We start from the raw sequence: 15,804 nt of genomic DNA on the forward strand, positions 1-15,804 counted from the left end.
GCGTGGCGCCGGGTCCGGGGTGAGCGGCCCCGTGGCCGCCGTGCCGGTGGATGTCTCCGCCGCTGTGCTCACGCCCCTCCGTGCCGCCGCGGTTCCGGCGGTGAGCGCGCCGCCCGGGAGCGCGGCGGCCCGCCCGCCGACCGCACACATTGGCTGGTTTCCCGGTGTGAGCGGACCTGCCGGTGCGGCTTGGCTGGTGGGGTCCGCAAGAGCGCTGCGTGAGGGGTACGGGTGTACGACTACATCATCGTGGGAGCCGGATCGGCCGGATGTGTGCTGGCGGCCCGGCTCACCGAGGACGAGCACACCCGTGTGCTCCTCGTCGAGGCCGGACCGGCGGATGATGCGCAGGAAATCCATGTGCCGGCCGCCTTCAGCAAGCTGTTCCAGACGAAGTACGACTGGAGCTACCTCAGCGACTGCGAACCGGGCCTGGACGGCCGGCGCCGGTTCCTGCCCCGCGGCCGGATGCTCGGTGGGTCCTCGTCGATGAACGCGATGATCTACATCCGGGGCAACCGCCGGGACTACGACGCCTGGGCCGCCGCCGACGCGGAGCGGTGGGGCTGGGACGACGTCCTCCCCTACTTCCTGCGCGCCGAGGACTTCCGCGGGGAGACCTCGCCGTGGCACGGCACCGGCGGGCCGCTGACCGTCAGCGAAGGCCGCTCGCGGCATCCGCTGATGACGGCCTATGTGGCGGCCGCCCAGGAGGCCGGCCATCCGTACACCGCGGATTTCAACGGTCCGGAGCAGGACGGCGTCGGCCACTACCACCTGACGCAGCGCGACGGGATGCGGTGCAGCACGGCCGTCGCCTATCTGCGGCCGGCCCTGGACCGGCCGAATCTCGACGTGCTCACCGGCGCCCAGTGCACCCGGGTGCTGTTCGACGGAGACCGCGCGACCGGGGTCGAGCTGGAACGCGGCGGTGAACTGCTCCAGCGGCACGCCGAGCGGGAGGTGGTGCTGGCGGCCGGGGCGTACAACTCCCCGCAGCTGCTCATGCTGTCGGGGATCGGTATGGCCGATGAGCTGACGGCGCACGGCATCACGCCCCGGGTGGAGCTCCCGGTGGGGGAAAACCTTCAGGACCACGCGCACATCGGCCTCTTGTACCTGACCGACACCGAATCCCTGCTGACCGCGCAGACGCCGGACAATGTGCGCTTGCTGGAGACCGAGGGCCGGGGCCCGCTGAGTTCCAACGTCGGTGAGGTCGGAGGGTTCCACCGGACGCGGGCGGGCCTGGACGCGCCCGATGTCCAGGTACACGCCACTCCGGTGATGTTCCACGAGGAGGGCATCAGCCCGGTCACCGACCATGCCTTCATGTTCGGCGCGGCCCTGCTCACCCCCACCAGCCGGGGCAAGGTCTCGCTGCGGTCGGCGATTCCCAGCGCCAAACCGCACATCCTGCACAACTACCTGGCCACGGAGGAGGATCGCGTCACGGCGGTACGGGCACTGCGACTGCTGCTGGACATCGCCGATCAGCCCAGCCTGCGCAAGCACCGGCGCGCCGACTTCCGCGTCCCCCGCTCCACGGACGACGCCGGACTGCTGGAGTTCGCCCGCCGCGAGCTGCACACCCTCTACCACCCCGCGAGCACCTGCGCGATCGGCCCCGTGGTGGACTCCCGGCTCCAGGTGCATGGTGTCAGTGGCCTGCGGGTGGTGGACGCGTCGGTGATGCCGACGGTGGTGCGGGGCAACACCAACGCCCCGACCATCATGATCGCGGAGAAGGCGGCGGACCTGATCCGCGGCCTTCCGGCACCGGCCTGACCTGCGGGCGGCGCACCACCGCCACGGGGCGTCAACGACACGCAATGCCGTCCGGTTCCATGGCGGGACCGGACGGCATTCCTGTGGCGTTTACGTACGGGTTCAGCTGATCCGGGCGGGAACGAGCAGGCGTTCGCGGCCCAGGGCCTTGGCCGTGGTGTCGTCGTACATGACGAGCTTGCCGCCGGGCCAGAGCGCGACGAGGTCGTCCTTGCGGGTACCGCCGCCGAAGGCACCGGCCGTGACCAGAGTGCTGTACTGCCATGCCGACTTCCGGGGGCGGAGCCGGTGTTCGCCCTTGAAGCCCTTGGCGCCGAGGTTCTCGTACACCGTCACTTCACCGTCGGACCAGCGGACGAACAGATCCTGGTCCCCGGCGGCCGCCGCGAAGTTCCCGGCGACGGTGTCGCGGGCGTGTGACCAGGTCGTGTTCTTCCGTTTGGCGAGCTGCTTCTCGGCGTGCAGACCCCGGCCGTCCACATTGGTGTAGAGGGTCACCTCGGCGTCGGACCAGCGCACCACGAGGTCGTCGCGGCGCGCGTTGCCGCCGCCGAACCGGCCGGCGGTGAGGCCCACGGCATGCGACCAGGTGCCGTTGGGGCCCTTGAGCTGGATCCGGTTGTTCAGCTTGTTGGTCTCGTTGACGTCCTTGTAGAGGGTCAGTTTGCCGTCGGCCCAGCTGACGAGGAGGTCGTCGGTGCTGTTGCCGGTGAATTCGCCCACGGTGAGGGCCTTCGCCTGCTTCCAGGCCTTGTCCTTGACGAGCCGGATGTCCTTGCCCAGGCCGTAGGCGCGATTGCCGGGGTGGAGCGAGACTTCCCCGTCGGACCAGCGCACGATCAGGTCGCTGGTGCTGTTGCGGACCGAGTCGGAGTGGAAGCGGCCGGTGAGGAAGGTGGTGGCGTGCTGCCACGTACCGCCGTTACCGAGGGGGTTGACGGTGTCCGGTGCCGCGTCCGCGACCGCCTGGTTGTACAGCCGGAGCACGTCGTTGTCGAACTGCGCGCTGTAGGAGATGTTTTCCTGGAGGCCGCCGGTCTTGTAGCCGCCGATGGCACCGACGAGGTTGCCGCGGCTGCCGTCGAAGCCTTCCAGGAACGGACCACCGCTGACCCCCGTACGGAAGCCGTCGCAGGCGATCTCCATGAACCGGCCCTGGAAGGCCCGGGTCGCGTTGGTGCACTGGAGCGGGGTCTTCTGGCCGCCGGGGTAGCCGGTGAGCGTCACCTCACGGCGGGCCAGACCGGCGGCAGGGACCGTGGTGAGGGTGTTGCCACGGCCGATGGCGTCTTCCAGGAGCTGCCCCTGGGAGTTCGGTCCGACACGCAGGACGGCGAAGTCCACATCGTCGCTGGGTGACGCGGACAGATACCGCTCGTCGATCCACACCTTGCCCAGCTCCATCGGGAAGAGGCCGTACGGCCGCTCCCCGGGCTCGCCGGCCTGCGAGGCCCCGCCGCGGTAGCCGGGCACGAAGGCGACGTTGCGGTACGGCTTGCCGCCCCTCAGGCAGTGGGCCGCGGTGAGCACCAGACTCTTGGTCGGCGAGGTGACGGCGCCGGCGCTACAGAACTGGTTGGGCGTCGCCGAGCCGTCATCACTGCGGATCAGGAACACACCGACCGTGGGGACCCCCGAGGCGACTTGATGACTCGGCGCGAACAGCGCACTCCGGCCCGCCGCGTGGGGAGCACGCAGCGGGGCCTGCGCCGTCTCCCCGGCCCGCACCGCGTCCACGGGGACGGCGCTCCGGATGCGCTCCGGCGTCCAGTAACGCTCCAGCTCCTGTGCCTTGCGGATGTCTTCCTGCGTCACGCCCTGCGAACGCTTCACCGGGCCGGGGGAAGGCTTCACCGGGCCGGAGGACGGCGTCGCCGGGCCGTGGGAGGGCGTCGCCGGGTCGGCCGTCGCCGGAGTCGTCATGGCGGCGGGGACGTCCGGGGCGTCCGGCGGCGTCTGGTGCGCGGCAACGGCCGGTACGGCGAGCGCGATCGAGGCGCAGACGCCGACGGCAGCGGCGCGCACCCAAGGTATTCGATTCATGAGCCTGTCCGTTGAAGGGTCGAAAACGACCGGGTTCAGCTGAGGGAGCCGGGCGCGAAGGCGCGTTCCCGGCCCGGGAATTCATTGGTTCTTGCGCGATATCCGGCGGATCTCCTCCGGATCAGCGGGGCGATTCCTGTGCGCCACTCACGGCGCCCAATTCACCAGCTGCGCTGTCCTGAAGAAATGGCCGGATCGCCATACTTTCGCGGGCGCTTTTCGGCCTGCGACGAGTCGCCTTTCGGCGTATTCCCCGTCCACATCGATAATGCCCCGCTCCTCGGCGAGACCTCAGGAGCCCGAGGAACCTCGCGACGAGGAGGGTCGGTCAGACGTCGACCGGTGATCCTTCCGGGATGAGCGACAACACATCCGCGGCCCCCCATGGATGTAATGACGGAATAAGAAGCTGGAGGAAGGTATCACGAAACCATCGGTCAAAATTGGACAGTTGGCGCTTTACCGAATATCGGAGCCTTGTGACGTCGATCACCTGACGCTTCATCAAGTGTCTCTGCGGGGGCCCGCCAGGCCGCCTATCGGCGGCGGGCGATCGTGACGATCTCCCGGCTCGTACCGGTGACGGGCCCGCCGCCCCAGTCCCCGTACCGGGCCTCGATAACGAAGCCCGCGTCGACGAGGAACGCGTCCAGCACCGCCTCGACAGGAAAGCGCAGCCGCGTCCGGTCGACGCGGAGCACGGTGCCGTCGGCCGCGGCCGTCGTCCCGGTGAAGGTGACCACCTCACCGACGACGGACTCGGTCTCGTGCCACAGGCGCAGGGCCCGCCCGGCCGTGTCGACGACATCGGACGCCCCCGACGGATTCCAGCCCTCCCAGGCACGCGCCTGCGGATGCCGCGTCTCGAACGCGAAGCGGCCGCCACTGCGCAGCGCCCTGTGGACGGCCGCAAGCGAGGCACCCAACTCCGCGTCGGTGACCAGGTACTGGAACGCATGGCCGGTCATGGTCGCGAGGTCGAATGCGGCGTCCCATCGCGCGGACGCCGCGGTGCCCTCAACCCACTCGACATCGACGCGCCGCCGGGCGCGGGCAAGTGCGGCAGGGTCCGGATCGAGACCGACGAGCCGACCCCGGTGGCCGTGTTCACGAGCGAGGCGCAGCATGGCGCCGGTGCCACAACCGACGTCCAGGACCGAGCTCGCGGCCCTCACCAGCTCGTCATAGAAACCGTCACCGGGCCACTGTTGGGGGTCCCAGGGATTCACCAGGTCGTACAGCGCGGCAGCGTCAGCGTCCGTGAACACCACGGCGGCGTCCCCCTCACTTGACTCCTCTACCCGGTCCATCGATTCAGTGCCCCGGTACGGCGGTTGCTCGGGGTGCCGGCAGGCCCTTCCGTGACCGCCAGGCCGCCGGTTCCGTGGGGTTCTTGATCCAGCCGACCAGCTCCCACGCCAAGAAGGTGAACGCCATTCCCAGCTCCGTTCCTTCGTAGAGGGAGGTCAGTTCCGTGAGGTATACGGGTTCCGCGTGGACGAGGTGCGTCTCATGGTTCTCCTCGCACCCGCACGCCACCGACACGCCCGCGAAGACCGAGGCACTGGTGCCCTCCGAACAGTCCACCTGTAGCGCGTACTCGACCCGGTCGCCGGTCGCGTCGCACACCGTGATGTCCGTGTACAGCGCCCCGGGCTCCCATTCCCACCGCACCGGCCCCTTCGGGCCGAGCGCCTCATCCATCCGTGCGCCTTCAAGCCGTATGAGCTTCAGGTCTCCCTCCCCGGCCTCGGGAAAGAGCTGCTCAAGCGGGGCGTCGGCCAGCGGCCCGTGCTGCGGTGCGGTCATGGGGTCGATCATCGTCATCGGGTGGGCCAGTCACAACTGGTGAGCGGCTGCGCGTCTCTGTCGGCGGACGCGAGCTTCTCAGCCGGTCGCGCCCAACTGGCTCATGGCGAAGTGCATGTGCTGGTTGTGCCCGGCCTGGATCCACGTCTCGGCGTTTCCGGAGCCGCGCGGACCGTCGCCGTACGCGCAGGAGTGCAGCCACCGTTCACCGGCGCTGGGCCCGGTACCGCCGTCACCTCGGAAGGCGCCGCCCTCCACGATCCGGCGGGCCGTGGCGCGGGCCCGGACGACGTGATCGCGGCCTCGGGTGGGTGCTCGTGCGAGGAGGAAGCTCTCCGGCGTGGTGTAGCGCAGCAATCCCCAGCCCGGGCCCCGGTGCTGGGCGGGAGCGATGTTGGCGCTGCTCGCGTGCTCGACGGAGTAGTCGCCGTAGGTCACTCTGCGGGGGAGGCCGGGGCGGGCGGCACAGACCGATCGGTAGAGCTGCCAGTCATGGCGTGCCAGGACCCGGAAGGGCTGGGTGTGGTGGTCCTCGAAGGTGCGGGGGAAGGCGCCCGCGGCAAGGACGACGGTGCGCCAGGGGATGAGCGGGGCGAGCAGGTCCAGGGCGATGAGCGCCGTCTCGCCGGATGCGAGCGGGTCCACGACCAGGCCGACGTCCAGGATGAGGTCGAGTTGGTCGGGGGGCTGGCCGAGCCGCTCGACCAGGCTCCGCAGCTCCGTCGCCTCGGCCTCGTCCGGCGGGCCGTCGAGCAGGACACGAATGCCGAGGCCACGGCCGCTGAGGAAGGCGAGGTCCGCGATATAGCGCTGCTGTTGCGGGTCCCGTTCCGGTCCGGTGACCAGCCGCAGCCTGCTCTTGGTGGCCAGGTGCCACAGAGCGGTGGCCGAACCTTCCAGCAGGGCTTCGACATGGGCGGCATCGATCCAGCCCGCGGCGTCCGCCATCACCTCGGTCAGGGAGTTCATCCGTGGCACGAGCCAGCGGCGGAGTTCTGCCGGGTCGGTGTCCGGATCGGGTGCCGGGCGGGTGCCCCGGACGCGTTCCGGGCCGATGCGCGGAATCACCGTCCACAAGGGTGCGATCCGTCGTCGGGCACGCACGTCCAGGTGACGAAAGGCGGCCTGGGCGGCCCGTGTTGTCGGCAGCACCGGTACATAGCTCGGTTCGACCATCGCGGCTCCCCCATTGCTCCCGCGGTCATGCCCTTGGCCGAAGGGTGAAGGGGAATGCCCGGTGCCGAAAGTGCGCATTTCAGGCCACGGGCGCTTTCCGGTCATGTCGAGCGGGCGAAGTGCGACGAAGTACAGGGTGGGGGCCCGGCGGGTGCCGCGCACGCCGCTGCGTCTGCTTCAAGGAGTCAGTTCGCCGGTGAAGACGGTTACCGCGTGGCCGAGCAGGGTGACCCGGTCGTCGCGTAGTTCTACGCCCACCCGGCCGCCGCGTGGGGAGAGTTGCACCCCGTTCAGTGCGCTGCGGCCGAGGCGTTCGGCCCAGTGGGGTGCGAGAACGCAGTGGGCGGCGCCGGTGACGGGGTCCTCGGGGATACCGGCGGCGGGGGCGAAGACGCGGGAGACGAAGTCGTGGTCGGCGCCGTTCGGGGCGCTCGCGGTCACGATGACGGCGCGGCCGCTGAAGCCGGCGAGGGCGGCGATGTCCGGGGTGAGGTCACGTACCGTTGCCGCATCCGGCAGTTCCACGAGCAGATCGTGCCTGGCCCGGCCGGTCCACCGCGGCTCGGCTCCGAGAGCCTTGGCGAGGAGCGGCGGTACGGGGATTGCGGTCGGCACATCCGTGGGGAAGTCCAGGGATATCGCGCCCTGCTCGTGCTGACGGGCGATCAGTTCGCCGCTGAGGGTGGTGAAGCGCAGCGGGGCCTCGGGAGTGGCGGAGCGGGTCGTGTGGAGCACGTGGGCGGTGGCCAGCGTGGCGTGGCCGCACAGATCGACCTCCACCGTCGGCGTGAACCACCGCAGTCCGTAGGTGTTTTCCGCGGTTCGGTGCACGAAAGCGGTTTCGGAGAGGTTGAATTCGGCGGCCACCCGCTGCATCCAGGCGGCGTCGGCCGGCCTGTCCAGCAGACACACCCCGGCGGGATTCCCGGCGAAGGGCCGGTCGGTGAACGCATCGACGATGAAGGCACGCATGCGCCTGACGCTACCGGTTGTGGCGGGGGCCGCCCCAGGCGAGTCCGGGAGGCACCGGTCACCTGAGGGGTGGCGCCGAAGGGCCGGAAAGGGGGCGTGATCGGGACGGATATCGCCGTACCGCCTGATGTGCCACCGGATTCGGTTCTTGGCCGGTGGGGGGTGTCCCGTACGTCTTTGGGCGGCTCGTCGGGCCCTTTGTGTGCCGTAGTCCGCCATCCGTTCCGGCAGTCATTTTCGCTCCGGAAGTGAGCATCTTTTGGGCCTCTTCTGTCTGACGGAGCACGGGAGGGGCAAGCTGTTCTCGCCATGGAAGCCGGATACGTACTCAGGGGATTGCGGGCCATCGCGTTCGCGGTGGTCTGCGTGCTGCTCACGGCTGTCGGGCATGTGCTGACCTCCGGGGCGGTGCTGCCGTGGCGGGTGCTGCTCACGGCCGCGGTGGGGGCCGCGGGAGGCGCGTGGTGCTTCGCCGGCCGGGAACGCGGTCCGTTGACGGTGGCGGCCCTGACGGTGGGCACCCAGGCGACGCTGCACTCCGCCTTCGCCCTCGGGCAGGCGCTGGACCACGCCGGGCACAGCAAACTGTCCTGGGCCAGGCTGTGGTGGGAATCGCTGCGGTGTGGTGGCGGGGTGCCGTTTCATCCGCTGCGGGTGTCAAGTGGTTTGCGTGCAGCCCTGGTTGACGGTTCTCCGGTGCAGGAGATGGCACACGGCGGGCACTTCGGCGGTCTGTCGGTGTCCGGCCAGATGGCCGTCATGGGGCACACCCCGCATCCCGGGGCGCCGGGTGGCGCCGGTGTGATGCTCGCGGCGCATCTGCTGATCGCGACGCTGAGCGTGTGGTGGATGTGCGGCGGCGAGCGCGCGGTCTTCCGGCTGGTACGGGCGGTGTCGCTCGCCCTCGTGCCGCGTCTCCGCCTCGTACGGCACACCGTGCTGCCGACCCTCCCTCCGGAGCCCCGGGAACCGGAGCGGACACCCCATCGCGCCTTGCGGGGCCGGCTGCTGGTCCATGTCGTCTCACGTCGGGGCCCACCGCCGGCGCCGGCTGTCCACTGACAGCGGAGCGCCCTGCGGGCAGCGGACGGACAGCGCGCGGATGCCGCGCCGCCGCGCCCGCCCCGACCTCTCCGGTCCGCGCGCCGTTCGCCGGACCGGATCCAGCGAAGGACTTCTGACGATGACGCCTGCCCGGATTCCGGTATCGCGGATACCCGTGCCCATGGAACTGCGTAAGGGAGAGGAGGCATCGCATGCGTGCGCCTGAGGATGCCCAGGTGACCCAGTGGGCGCTGGAGGGCCGCAGCGGTGACGAGGCCGCCGTCGAGCGGTTCGTACGGGCCACCCGGCGCGATGTGCTGCGCTATGTCACGCATTTGAGCGGTGACTTCCAGGCGGCGGACGACTTGGTGCAGGACACCTATCTGCGGGCCCTCCGGGGCCTCCCCTCGTTCGAGGGCCGGTCCTCGGCCCGAACCTGGCTGCTGACGATCGCCCGGCGCACGGTCGCCGACCGGATCCGCGCCAACCGGGCCAGGCCCCGTATCGCCGCGCTCGACGACTGGCAGACCATGGCCGAACAGGCGCAGCCGGAAATCCTGCCGGGGTTCGACGAGGGCGTCGTGCTGGCCGATCTGCTCGGCGCACTCGCGCCCGCGCGGCGGGAGGCGTTTGTGCTCACCCAACTGCTCGGGATGCCGTATGCGCAGGCCGCCTCGGTGGCGAGGTGTCCGGTCGGAACCGTCCGGTCGCGGGTGGCACGGGCCCGGGAGACGCTGATCGCGCTGGTGAACTCGGCGGAGGGCGGCACCGCGCGGCGGCCGGACGGCGCGGAGCGGGAGGCGGCGCCGGCCGGCTTCGGCGCGACATGGCGGGTGTCCGCTTCGACGGCCTCGGCGTGATGCGGTAGCCGCGGCGGCCGGGTCCGGGAGCGACGGCCGGATGCGGAGGCTGAGGGGAAAGGGCGGGACGCGGGGACGCTTGGAGCAGCGGTCCCGCGCCCCGGCCGCGTCCTACGGCCCCCACGCCCCACCCGCAGAGAATCCCGCCCGGCCGGGAACTCGACGCCCGGCCGGGCCGACTAGTGGGCTGTGGAGCGCAGCAATGAGCAGCCGGAGCCCCCAGCGGCACGGCAGGAGAGCAGGGCGTCCGGTCTCGGCGTACGGATGCACGGCGTGGTGTGCCGGCACGGTCGCCTGGAGGCCGTGAGCGGCGTCGATCTGGACGTGGCCGCCGGTGAACGGATCGCGCTGACCGGTACGAACGGTTCGGGCAAGACCACACTGCTGCGGGCGGTGCTGGGGCTGCACCGGCAGGTCGACGGCGAGATCCTCGTCGGGCGGCGGGGCGCTCGCAGCGCGGCGGAGTGGGCCTGGCGCAGACGGGCCTGCGCCTGGATTCCGCAGCGCCCGGCGGCCGGGCGCTTCCCGCTGCTGGCAAGGGAGTTGCTGGCGAGCAGCGGCGCCCCGGCCGAGGCGGCGAGCGCCGCCGTGCGCCTCGGGGTGGGTGCGCTCGGGGACCGTCCGCTGAGCAGTCTGTCCGGTGGGCAGTTGCAGCGGATGCATCTGGCGCGGGCGGTGGGCTGTGTGGCCGCGGGGGCGGGCGTCTTGCTCGCCGACGAGCCGACGGCGGCACTGGACTTCGCCGGACAGGAGGAGGCCGCCGAGGTGCTCACCACGCTGCCGGTGACGGTGCTCGTGGTCACCCATGACCGGGCGATGGCCGCGCGCTGCGACCGGACGCTGGAGATGGCCGCCGGACGTCTGCGGGAGGTCCGGTGAGTGCGCTCGGACAGGTCGGTGACCTGCTCCAGCTCGTTCCGGTACAGCGTGCCGGGGCCGGTCTGCTGCTGTCCGCTCTGGGGCTGCCGATAGTAGGCGTGGTGATCGTCGGGCTGGACATCATGCCGGTGCGCTTCGCGATGATGCATGTGGCGCTGCTGGGCATCGCGGTGGGGCAACTGCTGGGCCTGGACCCGGTGTTGTGCGCGCTGGTCGCGTGTGCGCTGGCCGGTGCCGGGGTGGCGCCGCTGGCGCGTACGGCGGACGGTCTGTCGGGGGCGATGGGGTTGCTGATGAGCCTGGCCATCGCCGCCGCGCTGCTGATGCTGGCTCTGTCCGGGGTGAACGCGAACGGGGCCTTCGCGCTGCTGTGGGGGTCGATCCTGGCGGTGCGCCCCGCCGATCTCGCGGTGCTGGGCGCACTGGCGGTGGCCCTTCCCGCGCTGTTCGTCTGGCGGCGGCGGGAGCTGTCGCTGCTGCTGCACGACCGGGAGCTGGCGCTGTGTTCCGGGGTGGCGGTGCAGCGGCTGACCGTGCTGCTCCTGGTCCTGGTGGCGGTCGCGGTGGCCGGTGCCATCCGGCTGACCGGGGCGCTGCTGGTGGACGCGCTCACCCTGCTGCCCGCGCTCGCCGCCCGCCGGCTCGGCCGCTCGCTGGTCTCGATCACGCTCTGGGCGATCGGCATCGGGCTGGTCGTGAACGTCGTCGGCTTTCTTGTCTCGCTGGCCTGGGACCTGCCGCCCGGGCCGGTCCTCGTCCTCGCTGCGGGTGCGGTCGCCCTCGCAGCTCATCTCATCCCTGAACGGAGAACTCCCTCATGGCGCGAACCCGCGGCCTCGTCCGTCCCCTCATCGCACTGAGCGCGGGCCTGCTGCTGATCTCCGGCTGCGGCTCCGGCGCAAGCTCGGAGAAGACCGCGGCCACGTCGGACAAGGCCTCCTCCGGACCCGTGGTGGTCGCCACCACGGTCTGGGAGGCGGCGCTGGCGAAGGCCGCCGGGGCGAAGCAGGTGACCTCCATCGTCCCCGCCTCGATCCGGCACGCACCCGATTACGACGTCAAGCCGTCCGATCTGGCCAAGGTGGCGCAGGCCGACTACGTCCTCTACTCCTCGTTCGAGCCGTTCGCCGGCCGGATCAAGGAGGCGGCGGGCTCGAAGGCCAAGATGATCGAGCTGAACCTGGACAACACCCCGTCGAAGACGACGGCGAATGTGACGCGGCTGGGCAAGGCGTTCGGTACGCAGCAGGAGGCCGCGCGCTGGAACACCACGTTCGGCACGGAGTGGGAGTCGCTGAACAAGAAGGTGCGGGCCGCCTGGCCCGGCGGCAAGGCCCCGGCGGTGACGGCGCAGATGTTCACCAGCTGGGCGGCCAAGCTGGCCGGGGCGCGGCTGGTGGGCACCTACGGGCCGGAGGCGGTGACGCCGGCGCAGCTGTCCGAACTGTCCGCGAAGAAGCCGAAGTTCGTGCTCGACAACGAGAACATGTCGACCGGGACGGTGCTGCCCGGCTCGGGCGCCAAGCAGCTGGACATCGCCAACTACCCGGGGCAGGACCTCGATCTGCTGGCGGTGTACCGCAAGGCCGCGCAGCAGATGGAGAAGGCGTTCACGGCGTCCTGATCAGTCGGTGAATCACCGGGCGGTGGTGGGCCGTTGGCGCGCAGGCCCACCACCGCCGGCCGGTCACCCCGTCCGTGCGGGCTCGGCCGGGAGCCCGTCGGCGATCCGGTTCCGCAGGGCGGTACGGTCGGGTTTGCCCGCGGGGGTGAGCGGCAGCGCTCCGGTCACCGGCAGCAGATGCTCGGGGTGTTTGCGGCGCTCCACGCCTCGCCTATCGAGGTGGGCGCAGAGGCTCTGGAGGGTGATCTCCCGGCCGGCCCTCGGCACCACGCAGGCCGCGAGCCGCTCCCCCATCAGCGGGTCGGGCACGCCCACACAGATCACGTCCCGTACGTCCGGGTGGGAGGAGAGTTCGCCCTCGACCTCCGCGGGGCTGATGTTCGCGCCGCCGCGGATCACGATGTCCTTGAGGCGGCCGACGACCCGCAGGGTGCCGTCGGCGGCGAGCGTCCCCAGGTCACCGGTGCGTACCCAGCCGTCCGCGGTGCGGTAGCGCATGTTCAGCTCGGGCGCGCCGACGTAGCAGAGGGGTGTCATCGGGCCGCGCGCGAGGATCTCTCCGGTCCCGTCCGCGGCCGCACCGGGCGGCGGCGTGATCCGGATCTCGCAGACCGCGGGGTCGGGGCGGCCCACCACGATCCCCGGGCCGTCGTCCGGGAGCGGGGGCCGCTGCGCCAGGCCGGTATGGCAGTTGACGCCGTCGGCCGATCCATAGAGGTTGACCACCGGGCAGCCGAAGACCCTGGCCGCCTCGTCGTGGGTGGCCGCGTCGAGCGCGGAGCCGCCCAGGACCAGCGCCGTCGGCCCGTCCGCCGTACGGCCTTCCGTGACGCAGCGTTCCACCATCATGCGCACCATCGTGGGCACGCCCAGCACATGCGTGGGCCGATGGGCGCGCACGGCCGCCAGCGCCGCCTCGGGCGTGAAACGGTCGAGCAGCACCAGGGTGCCACCGTGCCGGGCGAGGGTCACCGCGGTCCCGCTGCTGCCGAACGCCGAGGCCAGCGGGACGAGGAAGAGACAGCGCGGCGGGGTGCCGTCCGTCAGCAGGGCGGCGAGGAAATTGCCCCGGCCGCCGGCGAGCGCATTGTGCGAATAGGCCACCATCTTCGGCTCCGCCTCGGAGCCGGAGGAGACCAGGAGGCGGGCCGCGGTGTCCGGATCGGGCCGTACGGGGGTGAAGTCCCGCTCGTCGCCGGTCAGTTCGGCCAGCGACCGGCAGCCGGCGGGGGCCTGGCCCGGACCGGCGGCGATCACGGTGTGCAGGGCGGGCAGGGCGTCGGCCCGTTCCGCCAGTTCCCTGGCGTGCTCGCTCCCCCGGTAGGTGGTGGCCGCGATCACCGCGCGCGCCCCGGAACGGGCGAGCAGCGACACGGCTTCCCGGCCGCCGCGCCCGACGGGGAAGGGCAGGGCTATCGCGCCCAGGGCGGCCAGCGCCAGATCGGCGGCCACCGCCGCTCTGCTGTTGGGCAGTTGGACGCCCACCACATCGCCCGGACGGATACCGGCCTCGGCGAGGCCGGCGGCCAGACATCGCGCTTCGGTGTCCAGCTCGGCATAGGTGGTCGCGCCCGCTGCGTCGATCACGGCGGTCCGCAGCGGGTGACGCATCCGGTGCGCACGGAACAACGCGTACAGGTCGAGATCGGGGCAGTGGCCCTCCGCCGCCCAGGCGCGGCGGAGCGGGCCGGGGACCAGGTCGGGTATCCGCGGGGTCATACGAATCTCCAGGGCGTGGGGACGACGAGGGAGCCGTGCGGGTCACGGGTGAGGGCACCGCTGAGGCGCCGGTCCTGCGGGAGCGCACCGAGGTCGGTGGTGACGGCGGTCGCGGCCAGCCCGTCGGCCCGCAGCGCGGCGAGCGCCTGCTCGGAGGTCAGCTCCGTCCACCGGGCCGCGCGGGCTGCGGCGGCGGGAGCGGAGTCGTCGGCGGGGGCGATCCAGCCGTCGGCGGTCGGCAGCGGACGGCGGAAGCCCGCGGGACGGCGGAGCCGCCCGCCGGCCGCCGCCCGGTGCAGCGCCGGTGCGGTGAGCGCTTCCGCGGCGCCCAGCAGCGAGGACTCCACCCGTACGCCGCTGCCGCTGCGTTCGCGCAGCAGCAGCCCGGCGACCACGGCTTCCGCACCGAGCAGTCCGCCGAGGACGTCGATGAGGGTCATCAGGGACGGCGCGGGCGGTTCGTCGGCGGGGCGGGCCAGCGCTCCGATGCCCATCCGGGCCTGGACCATGAAGTCGGTGCCCATCGGGGCCCCGGGCAGCCGCCCGGCCCAGCCGCTGGTGTAGGCGTACACCAGCCCCGGGTTGACGGCCGCCAGCCGGTCGGCGTCCAGGCCGAGCTGTTCGGCCTTGCCCGGCGCCCAGTTGTGCAGGAAGACATCGGCGCCGGACGCCAGCTCCCGCAACTCGGCTTGCCCGACCGGGGACTTGATGTCGATCTGTACGGCGTTCTTGCCCCGGTTGAGCGCGAGCCACCGGGCGGAGACGTCCTCGCAGCAGGGCGGCATACCGCGCAGCGGGTCACCGCCGGGGGGTTCGATCCGCAGGACCTCCGCGCCGAGCTGACGGAGCAGATGGGCGGCGAGCGGGGCCTGGATGCGGCGCCCCGCTTCGAGGACCGTCAGACCGGAGAGGGGAAGAGCGGCGTGGGCCGCGGGTCCGGTGGCCGGCCGGGGTTGGTCGGCGGTCCGGGGAGTCAGGCTCCAGGGCGCCGTGCCGGCCGTCGTTCCGGGCAGGGCGGCCGGGGCGTGCAGGGGGCACACCTCTGCTCCCGAGGTCGCGGCGGCCTGTTGCACCCACGCCCAGGGCACGGCACGGGCCGCCCGGTGCAGTTCCTCGGGTATCGGGGCGCAGGCGGTGGCGTAGCGGAACTGGAAGGGCTGCCAGCCGGTGCGGATCGCCTCCTCGGGTGCGCCGAGTTTCCGCCAGAACCGGGCCCAGGGGGCGGGGTCCAGCGCCTCCAGTTCGAAGCGGGTGCCGCATTGGGCGGTGAACGGCGGCCCTCCCGGCGCCAGCGGTACGGCCTCGGTCTCCGGGGCGTTCGCCGCCGCGAGGTACTGGCCGAGGGTGAGCAGCGCGGCCCGGTCGGCGCCGGTGGTGACCTGCGCGGGGTGCGCGCCGCCGCGCGCCTGGCCGAGCAGGGCGGCCAGCAGGCCCTGCACGGTGAGCACGGAGGCGCAGGTGGCGGCGTAGTCGACGGCGAGACCATGCGGCCGGCCGTCGCGTCTGCCGTGCACCTGCATCATGCCGGTGGCCGCCTGGACGGTGGGCTCGTCGACGGCGTCCGCGTCCGGCAGGACATCGGCCCAGGCGGTGTACGCGGTGGCCGTGCCCGGCGCCCCCGTGGCCTCGAAGGTCGCGGGCCCGGTGTGCGTTCCGGGCGTCTGCGGTGTCAGGGTCGCGCCGAGCGCCCGCAGATGGCCGGCCGCCGGCGCGGTGAGCGCCGACGGGCCCGCGACCCGGACGGTCACCTCTTCCAACGGTCGGGACGCGCGGATGACGGCAGGGTGTCCCACGGCACTCCTCTCCGGCGGCGGACCGCCGCCTGGTTCACACACAGACACGGGAACCGGACGGCGTCCCGCGCCGACCAACTCCACGGCCAGTAAGTCG

General features: G+C 72.0%; 13 protein-coding genes. 6 read left to right on the forward strand and 7 right to left on the reverse strand.

Translation table 11 applies throughout. The features are described from left to right. Positions 1-231 precede the first annotated feature (231 nt). A complete protein-coding gene (locus QT196_RS03405) occupies positions 232-1,788 on the forward strand; it encodes a GMC family oxidoreductase N-terminal domain-containing protein (RefSeq protein ID WP_290354306.1) in 1,557 nt (518 codons plus the stop codon). A 102-nt stretch (positions 1,789-1,890) separates the two neighbouring features. On the opposite strand, the gene QT196_RS03410 is transcribed toward QT196_RS03405, so the two are convergent. From QT196_RS03410 to QT196_RS03430, 5 genes are all read right to left on the reverse strand, one after another. Continuing rightward, on the reverse strand, positions 1,891-3,831 hold the full coding sequence (locus QT196_RS03410) for a hypothetical protein (RefSeq protein WP_290354307.1): 1,941 nt from the start codon (positions 3,829-3,831) through the stop codon (positions 1,891-1,893). A gap of 536 nt (positions 3,832-4,367) precedes the next feature. Beyond that, entirely contained in the window at positions 4,368-5,141 is a 774-nt protein-coding gene (locus QT196_RS03415; protein WP_290354308.1) for a class I SAM-dependent methyltransferase, read from the reverse strand. Positions 5,142-5,145: 4 nt separating this feature from the next. Continuing rightward, positions 5,146-5,640 (reverse strand): hypothetical protein, encoded by a 495-nt coding sequence (locus QT196_RS03420; RefSeq protein WP_168477409.1) that lies wholly within the window; start codon positions 5,638-5,640, stop codon positions 5,146-5,148. A gap of 78 nt (positions 5,641-5,718) precedes the next feature. After that, positions 5,719-6,816, reverse strand: a complete 1,098-nt coding sequence (locus QT196_RS03425; protein ID WP_168477411.1) for a hypothetical protein — start codon at positions 6,814-6,816, stop codon at positions 5,719-5,721. A gap of 177 nt (positions 6,817-6,993) precedes the next feature. Continuing rightward, positions 6,994-7,788, reverse strand: a complete 795-nt coding sequence (locus QT196_RS03430) for a PhzF family phenazine biosynthesis protein (protein WP_290354309.1) — start codon at positions 7,786-7,788, stop codon at positions 6,994-6,996. A gap of 309 nt (positions 7,789-8,097) precedes the next feature. Here QT196_RS03430 and QT196_RS03435 point away from each other — a divergent pair, with 309 nt between their 5' ends. The 5 genes from QT196_RS03435 (at position 8,098) to QT196_RS03455 (ending at position 12,195) form a co-directional block, all read left to right on the forward strand. Then, positions 8,098-8,850, forward strand: coding sequence for a PE-PGRS family protein (locus QT196_RS03435; protein WP_290354310.1), 753 nt, complete (start codon positions 8,098-8,100; stop codon positions 8,848-8,850). A 194-nt stretch (positions 8,851-9,044) separates the two neighbouring features. Beyond that, on the forward strand, positions 9,045-9,692 hold the full coding sequence (locus QT196_RS03440) for a sigma-70 family RNA polymerase sigma factor (protein WP_290354311.1): 648 nt from the start codon (positions 9,045-9,047) through the stop codon (positions 9,690-9,692). Positions 9,693-9,956: 264 nt separating this feature from the next. Further along, entirely contained in the window at positions 9,957-10,571 is a 615-nt protein-coding gene (locus tag QT196_RS03445) for an ATP-binding cassette domain-containing protein (protein WP_168483536.1), read from the forward strand. Then, complete coding sequence (locus tag QT196_RS03450) at positions 10,568-11,431, forward strand: metal ABC transporter permease (RefSeq protein WP_168477419.1); 864 nt, start codon at positions 10,568-10,570, stop codon at positions 11,429-11,431. The genes QT196_RS03445 and QT196_RS03450 overlap by 4 nt, the downstream gene beginning before the upstream one ends. Then, positions 11,389-12,195 carry a zinc ABC transporter substrate-binding protein gene (locus tag QT196_RS03455; RefSeq protein ID WP_168477421.1) on the forward strand — a complete coding sequence of 269 codons (807 nt, stop codon included), beginning with the start codon at positions 11,389-11,391 and terminating at the stop codon, positions 12,193-12,195. Before QT196_RS03450 ends, QT196_RS03455 begins: the two co-directional genes overlap by 43 nt. Positions 12,196-12,258: 63 nt before the next feature. Here the strand turns inward: QT196_RS03455 and QT196_RS03460 are convergent, their stop codons facing one another. Together QT196_RS03460 and QT196_RS03465 are read right to left on the reverse strand one after the other, a co-directional pair. Further along, positions 12,259-13,914: a class I adenylate-forming enzyme family protein gene (locus tag QT196_RS03460; RefSeq protein ID WP_266735036.1), complete on the reverse strand. Its 1,656-nt coding sequence runs from the start codon at positions 13,912-13,914 to the stop codon at positions 12,259-12,261. Further along, a complete protein-coding gene (locus QT196_RS03465) occupies positions 13,911-15,707 on the reverse strand; it encodes a CoA transferase (protein WP_290354312.1) in 1,797 nt (598 codons plus the stop codon). The genes QT196_RS03460 and QT196_RS03465 overlap by 4 nt, the downstream gene beginning before the upstream one ends. Between the last annotated feature and the right edge of the window lie 97 nt (positions 15,708-15,804).

This window comes from Streptomyces sp. P9-2B-2 (assembly GCF_030406865.1).
GTDB lineage: Bacteria > Actinomycetota > Actinomycetes > Streptomycetales > Streptomycetaceae > Streptomyces > Streptomyces platensis.

Excerpts from the sequence above, each read along its gene's own strand:
- QT196_RS03425 (WP_168477411.1), bottom strand. The coding sequence starts at position 6,816 with ATGGTCGAACCGAGCTATGTACCGGTGCTGCCGACAACACGGGCCGCC.
- QT196_RS03415 (WP_290354308.1), bottom strand. The coding sequence starts at position 5,141 with ATGGACCGGGTAGAGGAGTCAAGTGAGGGGGACGCCGCCGTGGTGTTC.
- QT196_RS03420 (WP_168477409.1), bottom strand. The coding sequence starts at position 5,640 with ATGACCGCACCGCAGCACGGGCCGCTGGCCGACGCCCCGCTTGAGCAG.
- QT196_RS03410 (WP_290354307.1), bottom strand. The coding sequence starts at position 3,831 with ATGAATCGAATACCTTGGGTGCGCGCCGCTGCCGTCGGCGTCTGCGCC.
- QT196_RS03435 (WP_290354310.1), top strand. The coding sequence starts at position 8,098 with ATGGAAGCCGGATACGTACTCAGGGGATTGCGGGCCATCGCGTTCGCG.
- QT196_RS03460 (WP_266735036.1), bottom strand. The coding sequence starts at position 13,914 with ATGACCCCGCGGATACCCGACCTGGTCCCCGGCCCGCTCCGCCGCGCC.
- QT196_RS03455 (WP_168477421.1), top strand. The coding sequence starts at position 11,389 with ATGGCGCGAACCCGCGGCCTCGTCCGTCCCCTCATCGCACTGAGCGCG.
- QT196_RS03440 (WP_290354311.1), top strand. The coding sequence starts at position 9,045 with ATGCGTGCGCCTGAGGATGCCCAGGTGACCCAGTGGGCGCTGGAGGGC.
- QT196_RS03445 (WP_168483536.1), top strand. The coding sequence starts at position 9,957 with ATGCACGGCGTGGTGTGCCGGCACGGTCGCCTGGAGGCCGTGAGCGGC.
- QT196_RS03430 (WP_290354309.1), bottom strand. The coding sequence starts at position 7,788 with ATGCGTGCCTTCATCGTCGATGCGTTCACCGACCGGCCCTTCGCCGGG.